Source organism: Flavobacterium pokkalii (assembly GCF_014596575.1).
In the GTDB taxonomy this organism is placed as follows: Bacteria; Bacteroidota; Bacteroidia; order Flavobacteriales; family Flavobacteriaceae; genus Flavobacterium; species Flavobacterium pokkalii.
In genome coordinates this window covers 26,837-42,895 of sequence record NZ_NASZ01000010.1, presented here as the reverse complement: position 1 = coordinate 42,895, position 16,059 = coordinate 26,837, and the positions used below count along the sequence as shown (strand labels likewise).

General features: G+C 38.6%; 7 protein-coding genes. All 7 read left to right on the top strand.

The window, feature by feature from the left end; translation table 11 throughout:
* The first annotated feature begins 75 nt into the window (after positions 1–75).
* The 7 genes from B6A10_RS08175 (at position 76) to galB (ending at position 15,823) form a co-directional block, all read left to right on the top strand.
* Positions 76–1,641 carry an MGH1-like glycoside hydrolase domain-containing protein gene (locus B6A10_RS08175; protein ID WP_188220487.1) on the top strand — a complete coding sequence of 522 codons (1,566 nt, stop codon included), beginning with the start codon at positions 76–78 and terminating at the stop codon, positions 1,639–1,641.
* A gap of 145 nt (positions 1,642–1,786) precedes the next feature.
* Entirely contained in the window at positions 1,787–4,540 is a 2,754-nt protein-coding gene (locus B6A10_RS08170) for a glycoside hydrolase family 78 protein (RefSeq protein ID WP_188220486.1), read from the top strand.
* Between the two features lie 25 nt (positions 4,541–4,565).
* Positions 4,566–5,711, top strand: coding sequence for a sialidase family protein (locus B6A10_RS08165; protein WP_188220485.1), 1,146 nt, complete (start codon positions 4,566–4,568; stop codon positions 5,709–5,711).
* 76 nt (positions 5,712–5,787) lie between these two features.
* Complete coding sequence (locus B6A10_RS08160) at positions 5,788–6,681, top strand: sugar phosphate isomerase/epimerase family protein (protein WP_188220484.1); 894 nt, start codon at positions 5,788–5,790, stop codon at positions 6,679–6,681.
* A gap of 148 nt (positions 6,682–6,829) precedes the next feature.
* Entirely contained in the window at positions 6,830–9,562 is a 2,733-nt protein-coding gene (locus tag B6A10_RS08155) for an alpha-d-galacturonidase (protein WP_188220483.1), read from the top strand.
* A gap of 221 nt (positions 9,563–9,783) precedes the next feature.
* Positions 9,784–13,275 (top strand): malectin domain-containing carbohydrate-binding protein, encoded by a 3,492-nt coding sequence (locus tag B6A10_RS08150; protein ID WP_188220482.1) that lies wholly within the window; start codon positions 9,784–9,786, stop codon positions 13,273–13,275.
* Between the two features lie 109 nt (positions 13,276–13,384).
* Positions 13,385–15,823: a beta-galactosidase GalB gene (galB, locus tag B6A10_RS08145; RefSeq protein WP_188220481.1), complete on the top strand. Its 2,439-nt coding sequence runs from the start codon at positions 13,385–13,387 to the stop codon at positions 15,821–15,823.
* Positions 15,824–16,059 lie beyond the last annotated feature (236 nt).

Genomic DNA, 16,059 nt, shown 5'->3' with positions numbered 1-16,059 from the left:
ACGTGAGCAACTACTGTGATTGCTTCGTTCCTCGCAATGACAAACAAACTGAATTAAAAAACAAATTAAATTGAAATGTTGACAAATTTTAAATACAAAATAATCGCTTTTACAATTCTGATAGTTGCTTTCAGTAGTTGTAAATCAGTGGGAACAAGTGGAAAAACAGCTAAAGGAGTTGTTTTACAAAAAGAAAACTTCAAACATTATGTTGATTATTTTAACCACATGGAGGATGAAAACCTAAAGTTTGCCATTCCGAATGACAGTGCGTGGACTTGGATGGAAAAGAACATTCCGTTGTTCGAATGTCCGCAGCAGAATTTTGAGGAAATCTATTATTTCCGTTGGTGGACAGCACGTAAACATATCAAAAATACCCCTCAAGGTTATGCTATTACGGAGTTTTTGGTGGATCGTTCCTATGCCGATAAATACAATATGATTGCTTGTGCTTTAGGACATCATATTAACGAATTTAGATGGGTTCACGACCCAAAATACATTGAGCAGGATATACATTTATGGTACCGTGGCAATGAGGGAAAACCAATGAACAAATTGTATAAATTTAGCAGTTGGACTGCCAGTGCTTTGTACAATCGTTATTTGGTAAATAAGGATGAAAAATTCTTATTGGATATGATGCCGGATATGGTGACGGATTATGCCGTTTGGGAAAAAGACCGTCAGCGCAAAGATGGTTTGTTTTGGCAACATGATGTAAAGGACGGAATGGAAGAGTCTTTGAGTGGTGGTCGTCGTGTACAAAATGCACGTCCAACAATCAACAGCTACATGTATGGAAATGCTATAGCAATTGCTAAAATGGCTGCGATGAAAGGGGATAAGGCTTTGGAAGAAAAATTCGAAGCAAAAGCCGGGTATTTGCAAGAGTTGATTGAAACAAAATTATGGAATCCTAAATCGGATTTCTTTGAAACCTTTACCGAGAAAGATACTTTGGCACAGGTAAGAGAAGCCATTGGTTTTATTCCTTGGTATTTTAATCTGCCACAGAAAGACAAAGGTTTTGAGAAAGCCTGGGAACAAATTAAGGACGAAAAAGGATTTTCGGCGCCTTTTGGGTTGACAACGGCCGAGCGAAGAAGTCCGCGTTTCAGATCGCACGGAACCGGAACTTGTGAGTGGGATGGTGCTATCTGGCCTTTTGCCACATCGCAAACGCTAACCGCTATGGCTAATTTGCTAAATGATTATGAGCAAAAAGTAGTAGATGCAAATGATTATTTCAAACAGATGAATTTGTACGTGGAATCACAATATTATCGTGGCAGACCTTATATTGGGGAATATCTGGACGAAACAACGGGTTATTGGTTAATGGGAGACAGAGAACGCAGCCGTTATTACAATCACTCTACTTTCAATGATTTGATGATTACGGGATTAGTTGGTTTACGTCCAAGAGCTGATGATAAAATTGAAGTGAATCCGTTGATTCCGCAGGAAAAATGGGATTGGTTTTGTTTAGATAATGTATTGTATCACGGAAATATCATTACGATTCTTTGGGACAAAACAGGGGAGAAATATGGTAAAGGAAAAGGGTTTAGAATTTTCAAAAATGGAAAAGAAATCGCCGTTTCGGAGAAGTTGGAGAGATTAGTGGCGGAATAAAAAGAATTTACGTTCGGCTTGTCATTCCGACGAAGGAGGAATCTCAGTAAGCTGAATCGACAAAGATTGGTCTATTTTAAGGCGTTTCATTTGGAGATCCCTCCTTCGTCGGGATGACAAAAATGAGAGCAAAAAAATAAAATTTATGAAAAAAATAATTCTACATACATTCATTCTCTTTGCATCACTATGTTTTTCTTTGGCGCAAGCCCAAACAAAAATTAGTGTTGTGAATCTGCAATGCGAAATGCTAAACAATCCGGAAGGAATTGACGTAATCAAGCCAAGATTGAGTTGGCAGATAAAGTCGGATGTGAATGATGTGAAACAAACCGCTTATCAAGTATTGGTGGCTTCGACTGTAGAAAATTTGAATGCCAATAAAGCCGATTTATGGGATAGCGGAAAAGTAAGTAGTAACGAATCAGTCAATATCGTTTATAAAGGAAAAAAGTTGGGTGACCGACAAAATGCTTTTTGGAAAGTAATTGTTTGGACTAATAAAGGCGAAATTAAATCGGATGAAAAGGCACATTTCAGCATCGGGATTTTGACCTATGCCGACTGGAAATCGACACGATGGATTGGGTATGAAAAATTATCCAAAGACGATAGTGTTTCTCAGTATTCCAGACTTTCAGCCCGTTATTTGCGAAAAGGAATTGATTTGAAAAAACAAGTTAAAAGCGCCAAGGTTTATATTATGGGTATGGGCTTGTATGAGCTGTACATCAACGGAAATAAAATTGGTAATCAGGTCCTAGCTCCCGTTCCAACAGATTATACCAAAAATGTAAAATACAATGTTTTTGATGTGACTGCGCAATTGAAAGAAGGTAAAAACATGCTGGGGACTATTTTAGGAAACGGACGTTTTTTTGCGATGCGTCAGGATTACAAACCCTATAAAATAAAATCTTTTGGTTTTCCAAAAATGGCTTTGCAATTGTTTGTTGAATATGCCGATGGTACTAACGAAATAATTCGAACTGACGATAGCTGGAGGTTGACTACCGATGGACCAATTTTGGCAAACAACGAATATGATGGTGAAGAATACGATGCCCGTAAGGAAATGAAAGGGTGGAACACAACTAATTTTGATGATTCTACTTGGATAAATGCCAGATATGTCCAGGAACCGGGCGGTTTTTATGAAGCCCAGATGACGCCGAATATGAAAATAATGGGTGAGGTAAAACCCATTTCTATCAAAGCGACTCCAAGAGGAACTTACATCTTAGACATGGGTCAGAATATGGTGGGCTGGTTGCAATTGAAAGTAAAAGGAAAATCTGGTGACCAAATCACAATGAAATTCGCCGAATCCTTACAGGAAGATGGGTCGCTGTACATTGCCAATTTGCGTGATGCGAAAACTACCGATGTTTATACACTAAAAGGCGGAGGAGAAGAAATCTGGGAACCACGATTTGTATTTCACGGTTTCCGTTTTGTAGAAATTTCAGGTTTCCCGACCAAGCCAACTTTGGATAATTTCATTGGGAAAGTGGTATATGACGACATTAATACAACAGGAACTTTCGAATCTTCGGATGCAACGATGAACCAGATTTTTAAAAATGCCTGGTGGGGAATCAGCGGAAACTACAAAGGAATGCCTATCGATTGCCCACAGCGAAACGAGCGCCAACCTTGGTTGGGTGATAGAACAACAGGTGCTTATGGTGAAAGTTTTTTATTCGATAATCAGACTTTGTATGCCAAATGGCTCGACGATATCAAATATTCCCAAACTCAGGACGGTGGATTGCCAGATGTAGCGCCGGCATTCTGGCGCTATTATGGAGATAATGTAACCTGGCCGGGCACTTATATTACCGTTGCGGATATGTTGTATCAGCAATTTGCAGATGCTGAAGTAATTAAAAAACAATATCCGTCGATGAAAAAGTGGATGACGTATATGGAAGAAAATTATCTGAAAAACGATTTGATGAACAAAGATAAATATGGAGATTGGTGTGTTCCACCGGAATCCTTAGAGTTGATTCGTTCTAAAGATCCTGCCCGTTTAACGGATGGTGAAGTTTTATCAAGTGCGTTTTATTACCAGTTATTAAACATCATGAAAAAGTTTGCAGTCATTGCCAAAGCAGAATCTGATATTGCACATTATGATGATTTAACTACAAGAATTAAAAAAGCATTCAATGCCAAATATTTGAATACAGCTACAAACAGTTACGCTAACAATACCGTAACAGCGAATGTTTTGCCTTTGGCTTTTAGGATGGTTCCTGAAAATCAGAAAGAGAAAGTATTCCAGAACATGGTGCACGAAGTAGAGGTGACTAAAAACGGTCATATCAGCACGGGAGTTATCGGAACACAATTTTTGATGCGAACGCTAACCAATTTTGGAAGAGGGGATTTGGCTTATAAATTAGCTTCCAATAAAACCTATCCAAGTTGGGGTTATATGGTCGAAAATGGAGCGACAACCATTTGGGAATTATGGAACGGAAACACAGCCGACCCCACGATGAATTCTCAAAATCACGTGATGCTTTTAGGTGATTTAATGATTTGGTATTATGAAAATATGGCGGGAATCAAGAGCAATCCTGAAATGCCGGGCTTTAAACAAATCATTATGAAACCCGATTTCAATGCCGGACTCACTTTTGTAAATGCTTCTTATGAATCCATTCACGGACTGATAAAAAGCAATTGGAAGAAAGACAAAAAAGGGCTGAATTGGACTATTAGCATTCCTGCCAATACTTCGGCTTTGGTTTATTTACCAACAACTGATTCGAAAAAAATTACTGTAAATAAAGGAAAATTAGAAAAAACAGGAATTGAACATAAAACGGAAGGAAACCAGCAAGTTTTAAGCTTACCATCAGGGGTTTATACCATAAACTTAAAATAAATTACAATAATAAATAACAAATAAAATGAGAGGATTAAAAATAGCATTATTGCTTTTCGGATTGATAACATTAGGGAGTTGCAGCTCTGCTTTGAAAAATAAAACCTGGAAAGAAGGGATTTTGGTAGATGAATTTATTTATGACAAAGCCCCTTATCCTTCTTGTCATGCCGTAACTATTGTAGAAGCTACCAATGGTGACTTAGTGGCTTCCTGGTTTGGTGGAACTCACGAAAGACATCCGGATGTTTGTATTTATGTGGCTCGAAAACCAAAAGGAACTGATAAATGGACAGAAGGAATTCAGGTTGCTGATGGGGTGATGAAAGAAGGCCCAAGATTGCCAACATGGAATCCGGTTTTGTATCAAATTCCGGGTGGCGATTTGATGTTGTTTTACAAAATTGGACCAAAACCTTCCGAGTGGTGGGGAATGCTAAGAAGATCTAAGGATGGTGGAAAAACCTGGTCGGAAGCCGAAAAATTACCGGAAGGATTTTTAGGGCCAATCAAGAACAAACCGGTATTGTTGAGTAACGGAACTTTGTTACTACCGTCAAGTATTGAAGGCGATGGTTGGAGATTACGCATGGAATCGACTCCAGATTTTGGAAAAACATGGGTGATGGGCGATACTTTGCCAAGAGGGAAACAAAAAATTAACGCCATACAGCCAAGTATTTTGTTCCACAAAGACGGTAGCATTCAGGCAATTGGAAGAACCAGAAACAGAGCTTTGTTCAGCACTTTTTCTAAGGATAATGGAAAAACCTGGTCGGATTTAGAATTGTTAGACATGCCAAATAATAATTCCGGAACCGATGCGGTGACTTTGCAAGATGGTAGACATTTATTGGTGTATAACCACGTTTTACCTCCTGGAACAGAAGCCAAAGGACCTAGAACCCCTTTAAATGTTTCGATTTCAAAAGACGGAATCCACTGGAATGCTGCTTTGGTTTTGGAAGATTCAAAAATCAGCCAGTATTCTTATCCTTCTGTAATCCAGAGTAAAGATGGCATGGTTCATATCGTTTATACTTGGAGAAGAGAACGTTTGAAATATGTAAAAATCGATCCGTCAAAATTAGTCACTTTGCCAATCAAAAAAGGAATTTGGCCAGGTGAAAAAGGAAAAGTAGTCACAGCTGTTAAGGCCGAAGAAGAATAAGAATTTAAAATGAACCATTGAGAAATTAAGCAAAAAACTTAATTAGCTTAATTTCTTAATGGTAAAAAAAAAATTTATGAGCAAAGTGAATTTTAATAAAAACTTAATTTTTATAATGTTGCTGCTAATTGCAGGAACATCTAATAATTTGGTTTTTGGACAAGTAAAAAACAAGCAAAAATACAAGGTCGCTGTATGCGATTGGATGATTCTGAAAAGACAAAAGTTAGGTTCGTTCGAATTAGCCAGTCAAATAAAAGCTGACGGTATCGAACTCGACATGGGCGGATTGGGAAACCGAGAAACTTTTGATAGCAAATTAGCTGATCCTGTTGAGGTAAAGAAATTCAAGGACAAGGCAAAAGAATTCAATGTGGGCATTTCATCTATTGCGATGTCCGGATTTTACGGGCAATCTTTTGCAAAGCGTCAAACTGTAAAACTAATGGTTCAGGATTGTATTGATGCTATGAAAACCATGAATGTAAAAGTGGCTTATTTGCCGTTAGGTAATCAATGTGATTTGAAAAAATTTCCTGAATTGCGTCCGGTTATAATCGAAAGGTTGCGTTGGGCAGGAAAACAAGTTGCCAAAGTAGGTGGTGTAATTGCTGTAGAAACAACCTTGGATGCCACAGCCGAAAAAGCCTTTTTGAAGGAGGTAAACTGTAAACGAATTAAGAGTTCGTTTAACTTTTCAAATGCTATAGAAAACGGAAAAGATATTGCATCTGAATTACAAATTTTAGGAAAAAAGAATATTGCCCAAATCCACGCTTCCAATACCGATGGGTTTTGGTTAGAAAATGACAAAGCTATTAATATGCCAAAAATAAAAAGCGCTTTGGATAAAATGAATTGGAAAGGCTGGTTGATTGTGGAGCGTTCCCGCGACACTACAGACGTGCATAATGTAAAAAGAAATTACGGAGCCAATGTGGCCTATTTGAAGAAAATTTTTCAGAATTAAAAAAATGGTTTCTCATTTTTGTCATCCCGAGGAACGAGGGATCTCCACAAAGTGAGTTAAGTATTGTGGATTCTGCGTATGGAGATTTCTCCTTCGTCGAAATGACAAACTAGACAGGATGAGATTTCTAAAACGAAATTATATTAGAATGAAATATTTAAGTTTACTTTTTTTAAGTTTTTGTGTCTCTATTGCGACAGCGCAAAACCTTACTATTGTTCGAGATAGTCAGTCGCCACGAGCAACATTTGGTACCGAAAAGCTATCAGAAGTGGCAAAAACAAAAGGATATAATGTGATTTTTGCAGATAAAGCACCAAAAAAATCAAAAGATAAAGTTATCGTTATTGGCGAAAAAGGAACTGCTTTTTGGAAGCAAAATACAGCCAAGTTCACTTTAGACGAAAGTCAATTAACTAAAAAAGAAGGCTTCCAAATCTCCAGTCAAAAGAATTTTATTTTTATCGAAGGATTTGACGCTTCAGGAGCTTTGTACGGCGCTTTAGAATTGGCAGATAGAATCAAAGAAAGCGGGCAATTACCAGCTGAAATTAATGTAAAGGACAGCCCCGAAATGGTGTTGAGAGGCACCTGCATTGGGATGCAAAAAACCACCTATCTCGAAGGACGTGGTGTTTACGAATACCCTTATACACCCAAAAGTTTTCCTTGGTTTTACGACAAGGCCCTTTGGATAAAATACTTGGATATGATGGTCGAAAACCGCATGAATTCCTTGTATTTATGGAACGGACATCCATTTGCTTCATTGGTGAAATTGAAAGATTATCCTTTTGCAGTTGAAGTTAGCGATGAGGATTTTAAGAAAAACGAAGAAGTTTTTAAATTCCTGACCGAAGAAGCCAATAAAAGAGGAATTTGGGTAATTCAGATGTTTTACAACATTATTCTTTCCAAACCTTTTGCAGATCATTACAACCTAAAAACGCAGGAAAGAGAGCGGGTTATTACTCCTGTTATTGCCGATTATACCCGAAAATCAATTACTGCTTTTATTGAAAAATATCCAAATGTGGGATTGCTGGTTTGTTTGGGAGAAGCCATGAATACAGTTGAGGATGATGTAAATTGGTTTACGCAAACAATCATTCCAGGCGTTCAGGACGGAATGAAAGCCTTGGGAAAAACTCAGGAACCGCCTATTATTTTGCGTTCACACGATACCGATGCGCCTGCTGTTATGGCCAAAGCTTTGCCTTTGTATAAAAATTTATACACGATGAGCAAATATACAGGTGAATCTTTGACGACTTATACGCCGGGCGGACCATGGGGAGAAACGCACAAACAATTGAGTTCGCTGGGTTCAATTCATATCGAAAATGTACATATTCTGGCCAATCTGGAGCCTTTTAGATATGGTTCTCCCGATTTTATCCAGAAAACAGTAAAAGCCATGCACAATATTCATGGTGCCAACGCCCTGCATTTATATCCGCAGGCTTCCTATTGGGACTGGCCTTACTCTGCCGATAAAACAAAAACGGGAGAACGATTACTGGAAATGGATCGCGACTGGATTTGGTACAAAGCCTGGGCTCGTTATGCTTGGGACAGCCAGAGAGACCGCAGTCAGGAAATCAATTATTGGGACAAGCAGTTTGTAGCAAGATTTGGAGTAGATGCCGAAGCCGGAAAAAATATTCTCGAAGCCTATGAGCAAATTGGCGAAATAGCTCCTAAAACACTTAGGAAATTCGGAATTACCGAAGGAAACCGTCAAACCTTATTGCTGGGAATGTTCGAAAGCCAATTGGTGAATCCAGCCAAATGGCGTGTGTATCCGGGCTTTCATGAATCTTGTGGCCCTCCGGGAGAATTGCTTCAGGAATATGCAAAGAAAGAATGGAACCATGAAGCTCATTCCGGGGAAATACCTCCGCAGTTGATTAGCGAAATTGTACAACATGGTAAAATTGCCGTAGCAGCCATCGAAAAAGCAGCGCCAAAGGTGACCAAAGACAAAGAGGAATTCAATCGTCTTAAAAATGATGTGTATTGTTATGATGCTTTTGCTAATTGTTTTTCTGAAAAAGTAAAAGCCGCCATGTTGGTTTTAAGATACAGTTATTCGAATGACATCGCCGATTTAGACAAGGCCGTTCCTCATTTGGAAAAAGCCCTGACTTATTATGAGGAATTGGTGAAGTTGACTAAAGATTCGTATTTGTATGCCAATAGTATGCAAACGGCGCAACGTAGAATTCCAATAGGTGGTGATGATGGAAACAACAAAACCTGGGAGGAATTATTACCGCATTACGAACGAGAATTAGCCAATTTTAAACGAAATATCAGTCTTTTGAAAGAGGCAAAAAATGGTAAAATACAAACCAAAGTCGTGCCAGCCTGGAAAACAGCTCAGGTAACAATGTTGAGCCCAAAAGCAGCAAGCTATGCGGTGAAAGAAGGTACAAAAGTCTATGGAACCGATATTTCTGAATTGATAAAAGTTGCTCCAGAACTTAAAAATTTAAAAGGAATTTCATTGGTGGAAGACCAGCAAAATACAGAAGGAACAACCCTGAAATTCAAGAATGACAAGGATGTAAAATTGGTAGTTGGTTATTTTAATTCCGATCAGAAAAGATTTTTGTTTCCGCCAAGTTTGGAAACCAATGCGGCTGGAAATGAAATGGGAGAAGCCGAAGTAATTTTGGCGAATGCCATCAATTTGAAAGATTTGCCAAGAATTAACATTCATACCTACCGATTCAAAGCAGGGGAAAACCAACTGACTTTAGGAAAAGGAAGAGTGCTGATTTTAGGTTTTATTGATGCCAACCAAAAGATCGAGCCTCGTGATGTGGGTTATATTGGAAAAGACGAAAAAGAAGCCGTAGATTGGTTGTTTTATTAAGATAATTTTGGCGTGCCCTCGTCTCTCCGAAAAAGTCGAGACGAGGTCGGGCTGTATGCTCCCGCTTTCCGATGAAAAATCGGGAGAGCTCCACTTCCATCCCTCACGCAGGCGAATGGTCAAACAAGAGCGTTTCCTGCAAGGTTTTAAAAACCTTGCAGGATTATATCAATATAAGCCAACTTCAATGAACTTATATGCCTTATATGGTTTAAAAAAAAATGAAGAAATTACTATACATACTATTTTTAATCAGCACTTTTTCGTGGTCTCAAACCCGTGAAGAATTTTCACTGAATGCCAATTGGAAAACCACAATGGTAGAAACCAATTCCAAACAGGATTTCGTAAACGAAGTAAATGCAGATGCAAATTGGAAATCGGTCGATGTTCCTCATAACTGGGATCAATACGAGGGCTTTCGCCAAATGAAACATGGCAATTTGCACGGGACGGCTTGGTATTCGAGAAATCTGAAAATTGGCAAACAGCAAAAAGACAAACGTTATTTTCTTTTTTTTGAAGGCGTTAGTAGCTATGCAACGGTATGGCTTAACGGCAAAAAGGTGGGCGAACACAAAGGCGGAAGAACTACTTTTACTTTGGATATTACCCAAGCTTTACGTTTTAATTTCGAAAATAAACTGCTTGTCAAAGCAGCACATCCGGCTTTTATTGCCGATTTGCCTTGGGTATGCGGCGGTTGTTCCGGCGAATGGGGATTCTCAGAAGGTTCCCAACCAATGGGGATTTTTCGTCCAGTAACTTTGGTTGTAACCAATGAAGTTCGTGTGGCTCCTTTTGGCGTTCATATTTGGAATGACAAAACTACTTCCAAGGAAAAAGCAGTTTTACATACCACAACAGAAGTTCAAAATTACAACGGATTGGATAGAACAATTACAGTTGTCAATTCGCTTTTGGACAAAAATGGAAAAGAAGTGGCTTCGGCTAAGAGTTCCGTTTTGATTTCGAAAGAAACCAAAGAGATTCCGCAAACTTTACCAGCAATCAAAAATCCAAATTTATGGTCGCCAGAAAGTCCGTATTTGTATACGCTTTCGACTACTATTTTGGAAAAAAACAAAGTTCTGGATAAAATTACTACGCCTTATGGAATTCGTTGGATTTCTTGGCCAGTTGGAAGAGAAGGAGATGATAAACGCTTTTTTATCAATGATACGCCCGTATTTATTAATGGAACTTGTGAATACGAACACCAATTAGGTCAAAGTCATGCTTTTTCGGATACGCAAATCAAAGCCAGAATAGAACAAATAAAAGCAGCAGGATTCAATTCGTTCCGAGAAGCACATCAACCACATAATTTAAAATATCAGGAATTGCTAGACGAAAGTGGAATCTTGTTTTGGAGTCAGTTTTCGGCGCATATTTGGTATGATACGCCAGAATTTAAAGAAAATTTCAAAACCCTTTTGCGCGAATGGATTAAAGAAAGACGCAACAATCCTTCGGTGGTTTTGTGGGGATTACAAAACGAAAGTACCATTCCAAAGGAATTTGCGCAGGAATGTACCCAAATCATTCGCGAAATGGATCAAACGGCTTCATCCCAACGAAAAGTAACCACTTGCAATGGTGGTGAAGGAACCGACTGGAATGTGGTACAAAACTGGTCGGGAACCTATGGTGGTAATCCGTTTAATTATGCTGAAGAAATGACCACTCAATTATTAAACGGTGAATATGGAGCTTGGCGTAGTATCGATTTGCATAGCGAAGGCGAATTTGACCAAAAAGGAGTTTTGAGCGAAAACCGTTTTTCGCAATTAATGGAAATCAAAGTGCGAGAAGCCGAAGCAGTAAAAGATAAAGTGGCAGGACAATTCAATTGGTTGTTTGCTTCGCATGAAAATCCAGGGCGTGATCAAAACGGTGAAGGATTTAGAGCCATTGACCAAGTGGGACCAGTCAATTATAAAGGATTGTTCAGCATTTGGGGTGAACCGCTGGATGCCTATTATCTATATCGAGCTAATTATGCGTCAAACAAAACCAATCCGATGGTCTATATTGTTTCGCACACTTGGCCAAACCGATGGGAAACAACAGGAGTCAAAAACGGCATAGACGTCTATTCCAATTGTGATGAGGTCGAATTATTCAATGATGTGAACAATCATTCGTTGGGGAAATTGAAAAAACCAGGAAAAGGCCAGCATTTTCAATGGAATACAGCGGATATAGCCTATAATGTATTGTACGCAGTGGGCTATGTAGATGGTAAAAAAGTGGCTCAGGATTATATAGTTTTGAACAATTTGCCTAAATCGCCTTATTTTGATTTGTTAAGTACAAAAGAAGAAGTGGTTTTGGCAAAATCCAATTACAATTACCTCTATCGTGTGAATTGTGGAGGTGATGATTTTGTAGATGCAAAAGGAAACAAATGGGCAGCCGACGTACATAAATCCGAAGACAATACTTGGGGTTCGTTGTCTTGGACGGATGATTTTAAAAATCTGCCGGCTTATTTTGCCAGTCAGCGCTCATCTTATGATTTGGTTGATGGCACTCAAAATGATGCCTTATTTCAGGATTATCGTTATGGTATGGATAAATTGAAATACGAATTTCCAGTTCCTGATGGTGAATATTTGGTCGATTTGTATTTCTCGGAACCTTGGTACGGTACCGGTGGCGGATTGGATTGCAAAGACTGGCGCGTTTTTGATGTTGCCATTAATGATAACATTGTTCTCAAAGATTTCGATATTTGGAGCGAAGTTGGTTTTGCCAAAGCAGTAAAGAAAACGGTTACAGCCAAAAGCAAGAACGGAAAATTAGTAATTGATTTTCCAAAGGTAACTTCGGGTGAAGGAATAATTTCGGCCATTGCCATTGCTTCCAAAGACAAATCGGTAAAAGCAGCAGCGGCTTCGCCAAAGAATATTGTAAATGTAAACACAAATAATGCTTTTGAAATTGGAAGTTGGTTGAAATTAAATTCGAAACAATATCAGGATTCAGAAACCGTATTTACGCAATTGCCGGCTCATTTATATACTGCTGATTATATTCGTTTTTCGAATAAAAATAATACTTCGGGTTCTTTTGTTTCTAAAGAAGAGGCTGCGGTTTCGGTTTTGGTTGATTCCAAAATAAAAGAAAGTTTGCCTTGGCTTTCAGATTATAAAAAAACCGAAGCAACAGCTAAAAACAGTAACGGAATTGTTTTTAGTATTTTCGAAAAAGAGGTTAAAAAAGGAGAGAAAGTTAGTTTTGGAAAAAATGCCGAAAATGCAGCAATGTATGCTGTTGTCTTGGTTCCGACCTCTGATTTGGGGAAAGTGAAAGACGATCGTCCGACTTTGAAACTAGAAGCAGAATCAGCAAAAATTGTTGGTGAAGGGCTTGAAAAAGATAATTTCAAATCCAGCGATTATGTGGAGTTTACTAAAAACACCCAAAACAGTATCGAATTTGAAGTAAATCCTGGTGTTGCCAATGTATATTTGATGCGTTTCAGGTATATGAATATGACTCCCGAACCGATAAAAGTAAAACTAATTATAGAAGATGCTTACGGCATTTTATTGCGAAATGATACAATCGAATTTCCGGCGCCTACAGAGAAATGGAAGATTTTAAATACCACTTCGGGAGGTTACATCAATGCCGGAAAATATAAAATCCGACTGGAATCGGATAATATGAAAGGATTGCGTTTGGAATCTTTTGAGTTTCAATAATAGTCATTGCGAGTTCCGATAGCCATCGGAACGAAGCAATCTCATTACGAGATTAACAAATGTGATAGGCCCGTTTCTCACAATGCCAGATAACATAATAAATAATATAATGATAAAAAAGCAAAAAAACCTTTTACAAAAAATGGGAACTGTGGCGGTTTTGTTGTTCCTGGTTGCCTGCGCAACAACAAAAAATGAAAGCCGAATAGTTGCCGATTTCAATCCCGATTGGAATTTTAAACTGGGAGATTATCCCACGGCTATTCAGGCTGATTTTGATGCGAATAATTGGCGTGTATTAGACTTGCCGCACGATTGGAGTATCGAAGGTGCTTTCAGTAAAGAGCATCCAACCAAACCACAAGGAGGAGCTTTACCCGCCGGAATGGGGTGGTATCGCAAAAGTTTTACTTTGCCTGAATCGGCAAAAAATAAAAGCATTGCTATCGAATTTGACGGGGTATTTTGCAATAGCGAGGTTTGGATTAACGGGCATTATTTGGGGAAAAGACCTTTTGGATACATCTCTTTTTCTTATGATTTGACGCCTTATTTGAAATTTGGCAACCAAAAAAATTACATTGCAGTCAAAGTTGATAATTCGGCTCAGCCAAGTTCGCGCTGGTACACCGGTTCGGGGATTTACCGCAATGTACGTTTGGTGACGACGGCTAAAGTGCATGTGGCCCAAAGGGGAACCTATGTAACTACGCCAGAAGTTTCCAAAGATAAGGCAAAGGTAAATTATGAAGTAAAGATTCAAAATGATGCCAATGTGGCCAAACAAATTAATGTGGTGACACGTATTTTGGATGCTTCAAATAATTTGGTTGTTCGATCTGAATCGACAGAATCGATTGAGGCAAAATCCATTTTGAAAAAAGAACAAAGTTTCGATGTACAAAATCCAAAATTGTGGGATACCAAAAATCCAAATTTGTATAAAGTAGTAACAAAAATCTACGATAATAAAACTTTAGTGGATGAATATGAAACTCCACTTGGGTTTAGATATTTTGCTTTCGATGCCGAAAAAGGTTTTTCGTTGAACGGAGTTCCAACCAAAATTTACGGGGTTTGCCTGCATCATGATAATGGTGCTCTGGGAGCGGTAGCGAATTATCATGCCATTAAAAGAAAGTTGCAAATCATGAAAGAAATGGGTGCTAATGCCATCAGAACGGCTCATAATCCGCCCTCTTTGGAGTTGCTGCAATTGTGTGACGAAATGGGTTTGATTGTGCAAGATGAGATTTTTGATGTGTGGAAAAAGAAAAAAGTTTCCAATGATTACAACAAATATTTTGACGAATGGCACAAGCGTGATTTGGAAGATTTTATCAAGCGTGACCGCAACCATCCATCGGTGATGATGTGGAGTATTGGGAACGAAATCAGAGAGCAATTTGACAGTACTGGAGTTTCCATTACAAAAGAATTAGCTCAAATTGTAAAGTCTTTGGACAAAACCAGACCGGTTACTTCTGCCTTGACGGAGAATGTTCCTGAGAAGAATTTTATCTATCAATCGGGTGCTTTAGATCTTTTAGGTTTTAATTATAAACATGCCGATTACGCTACATTTCCAGAGCGTTTTAAAGGGCAAAAAATTCTTGCTTCCGAGAGTGTTTCGGCTTATGCTACGCGCGGACATTATGATATGCCAACCGATACGATTCGTTTTTGGCCAAAAAAATACGGAGAAACTTTCGATGGAAATCCTGATTTAACCGTTACGGCTTATGATAACATTGCTTCGTATTGGGGAACTACCCATGAGGAAAACTGGAAAGCGGCTAAGAAATATGATTTTATAGCGGGAACATTCGTTTGGACTGGTTTTGATTATATTGGCGAACCTGATCCGTATCCTTATCCGGCGCGCAGTTCGTATTTTGGGATTGTGGATTTAGCGGGTTTCCCAAAAGATGTGTATTATATGTACCAAAGCGAATGGAGTGATAAAAACGTTTTGCATTTGTTGCCGCATTGGAACTGGAAAGCAGGGCAGCTAATCGACGTTTGGGCCTATTACAACAATGCCGATGAAGTAGAATTATTCCTAAACGGAAAATCTTTAGGTTCGAAATCCAAAAAAGGTGACGAATTGCATATTGCCTGGAAAGTGCCTTTTGAAGCAGGAACCTTGAAAGCGGTTTCCAGAAAAGCAGGCGAAGTAGTCAAAGAAACTGAAATACATACCGCAGGCGAAGCGGCTAATATCAATTTGCAAGCCGATAAAACATCAATTAAAAAGGATGGTTATGAATTAGTTTATGTCACTGTTTCATTGCAAGACAAAAACGGAAACGCATTACCCACAGCCGATAATCTAATTAATTTTAAAGTTTCAGGTGGTGCTAAGATTGTAGGAGTGGATAATGGTTATCAGGCCAGTTTAGAGCCTTTTAAAGCCAATTATCGCAAATTATACAACGGAAAGTGCTTAGTGATTTTACAATCGAATAAAAAAGCCGAAAATATTACTTTGGAAGCTTCAACTGCAGGAAATATTACGGCTGCGACTTCGAATATTAAAGTGGAATAAGCTGATTCAATATGTTTAGTTTTTAAAAGCACGGATTTATATTCGTGCTTTTTTATTGAATGAAGTATGGAAATAACCACAAACTTGTCATTCCGAGGTACGAGGAATCTCCGTTGGGTGAGTCACTTGATGAGATTCCTCGTACCTCGGAATGACATACTATGTGTGAAGGGTTTTGTAAATATCTGTTTTTCAAATGATTTAAATCTTAATTCTTCTGAAACCCTAATTTTTTG

What these genes read in the sequence shown, in the direction of transcription:
- B6A10_RS08155 (WP_188220483.1), top strand. Translation starts at nt 6,830, where the DNA reads ATGAAATATTTAAGTTTACTTTTTTTAAGTTTTTGTGTCTCTATTGCG.
- galB (WP_188220481.1), top strand. Translation starts at nt 13,385, where the DNA reads ATGATAAAAAAGCAAAAAAACCTTTTACAAAAAATGGGAACTGTGGCG.
- B6A10_RS08160 (WP_188220484.1), top strand. Translation starts at nt 5,788, where the DNA reads ATGAGCAAAGTGAATTTTAATAAAAACTTAATTTTTATAATGTTGCTG.
- B6A10_RS08175 (WP_188220487.1), top strand. Translation starts at nt 76, where the DNA reads ATGTTGACAAATTTTAAATACAAAATAATCGCTTTTACAATTCTGATA.
- B6A10_RS08165 (WP_188220485.1), top strand. Translation starts at nt 4,566, where the DNA reads ATGAGAGGATTAAAAATAGCATTATTGCTTTTCGGATTGATAACATTA.
- B6A10_RS08170 (WP_188220486.1), top strand. Translation starts at nt 1,787, where the DNA reads ATGAAAAAAATAATTCTACATACATTCATTCTCTTTGCATCACTATGT.
- B6A10_RS08150 (WP_188220482.1), top strand. Translation starts at nt 9,784, where the DNA reads ATGAAGAAATTACTATACATACTATTTTTAATCAGCACTTTTTCGTGG.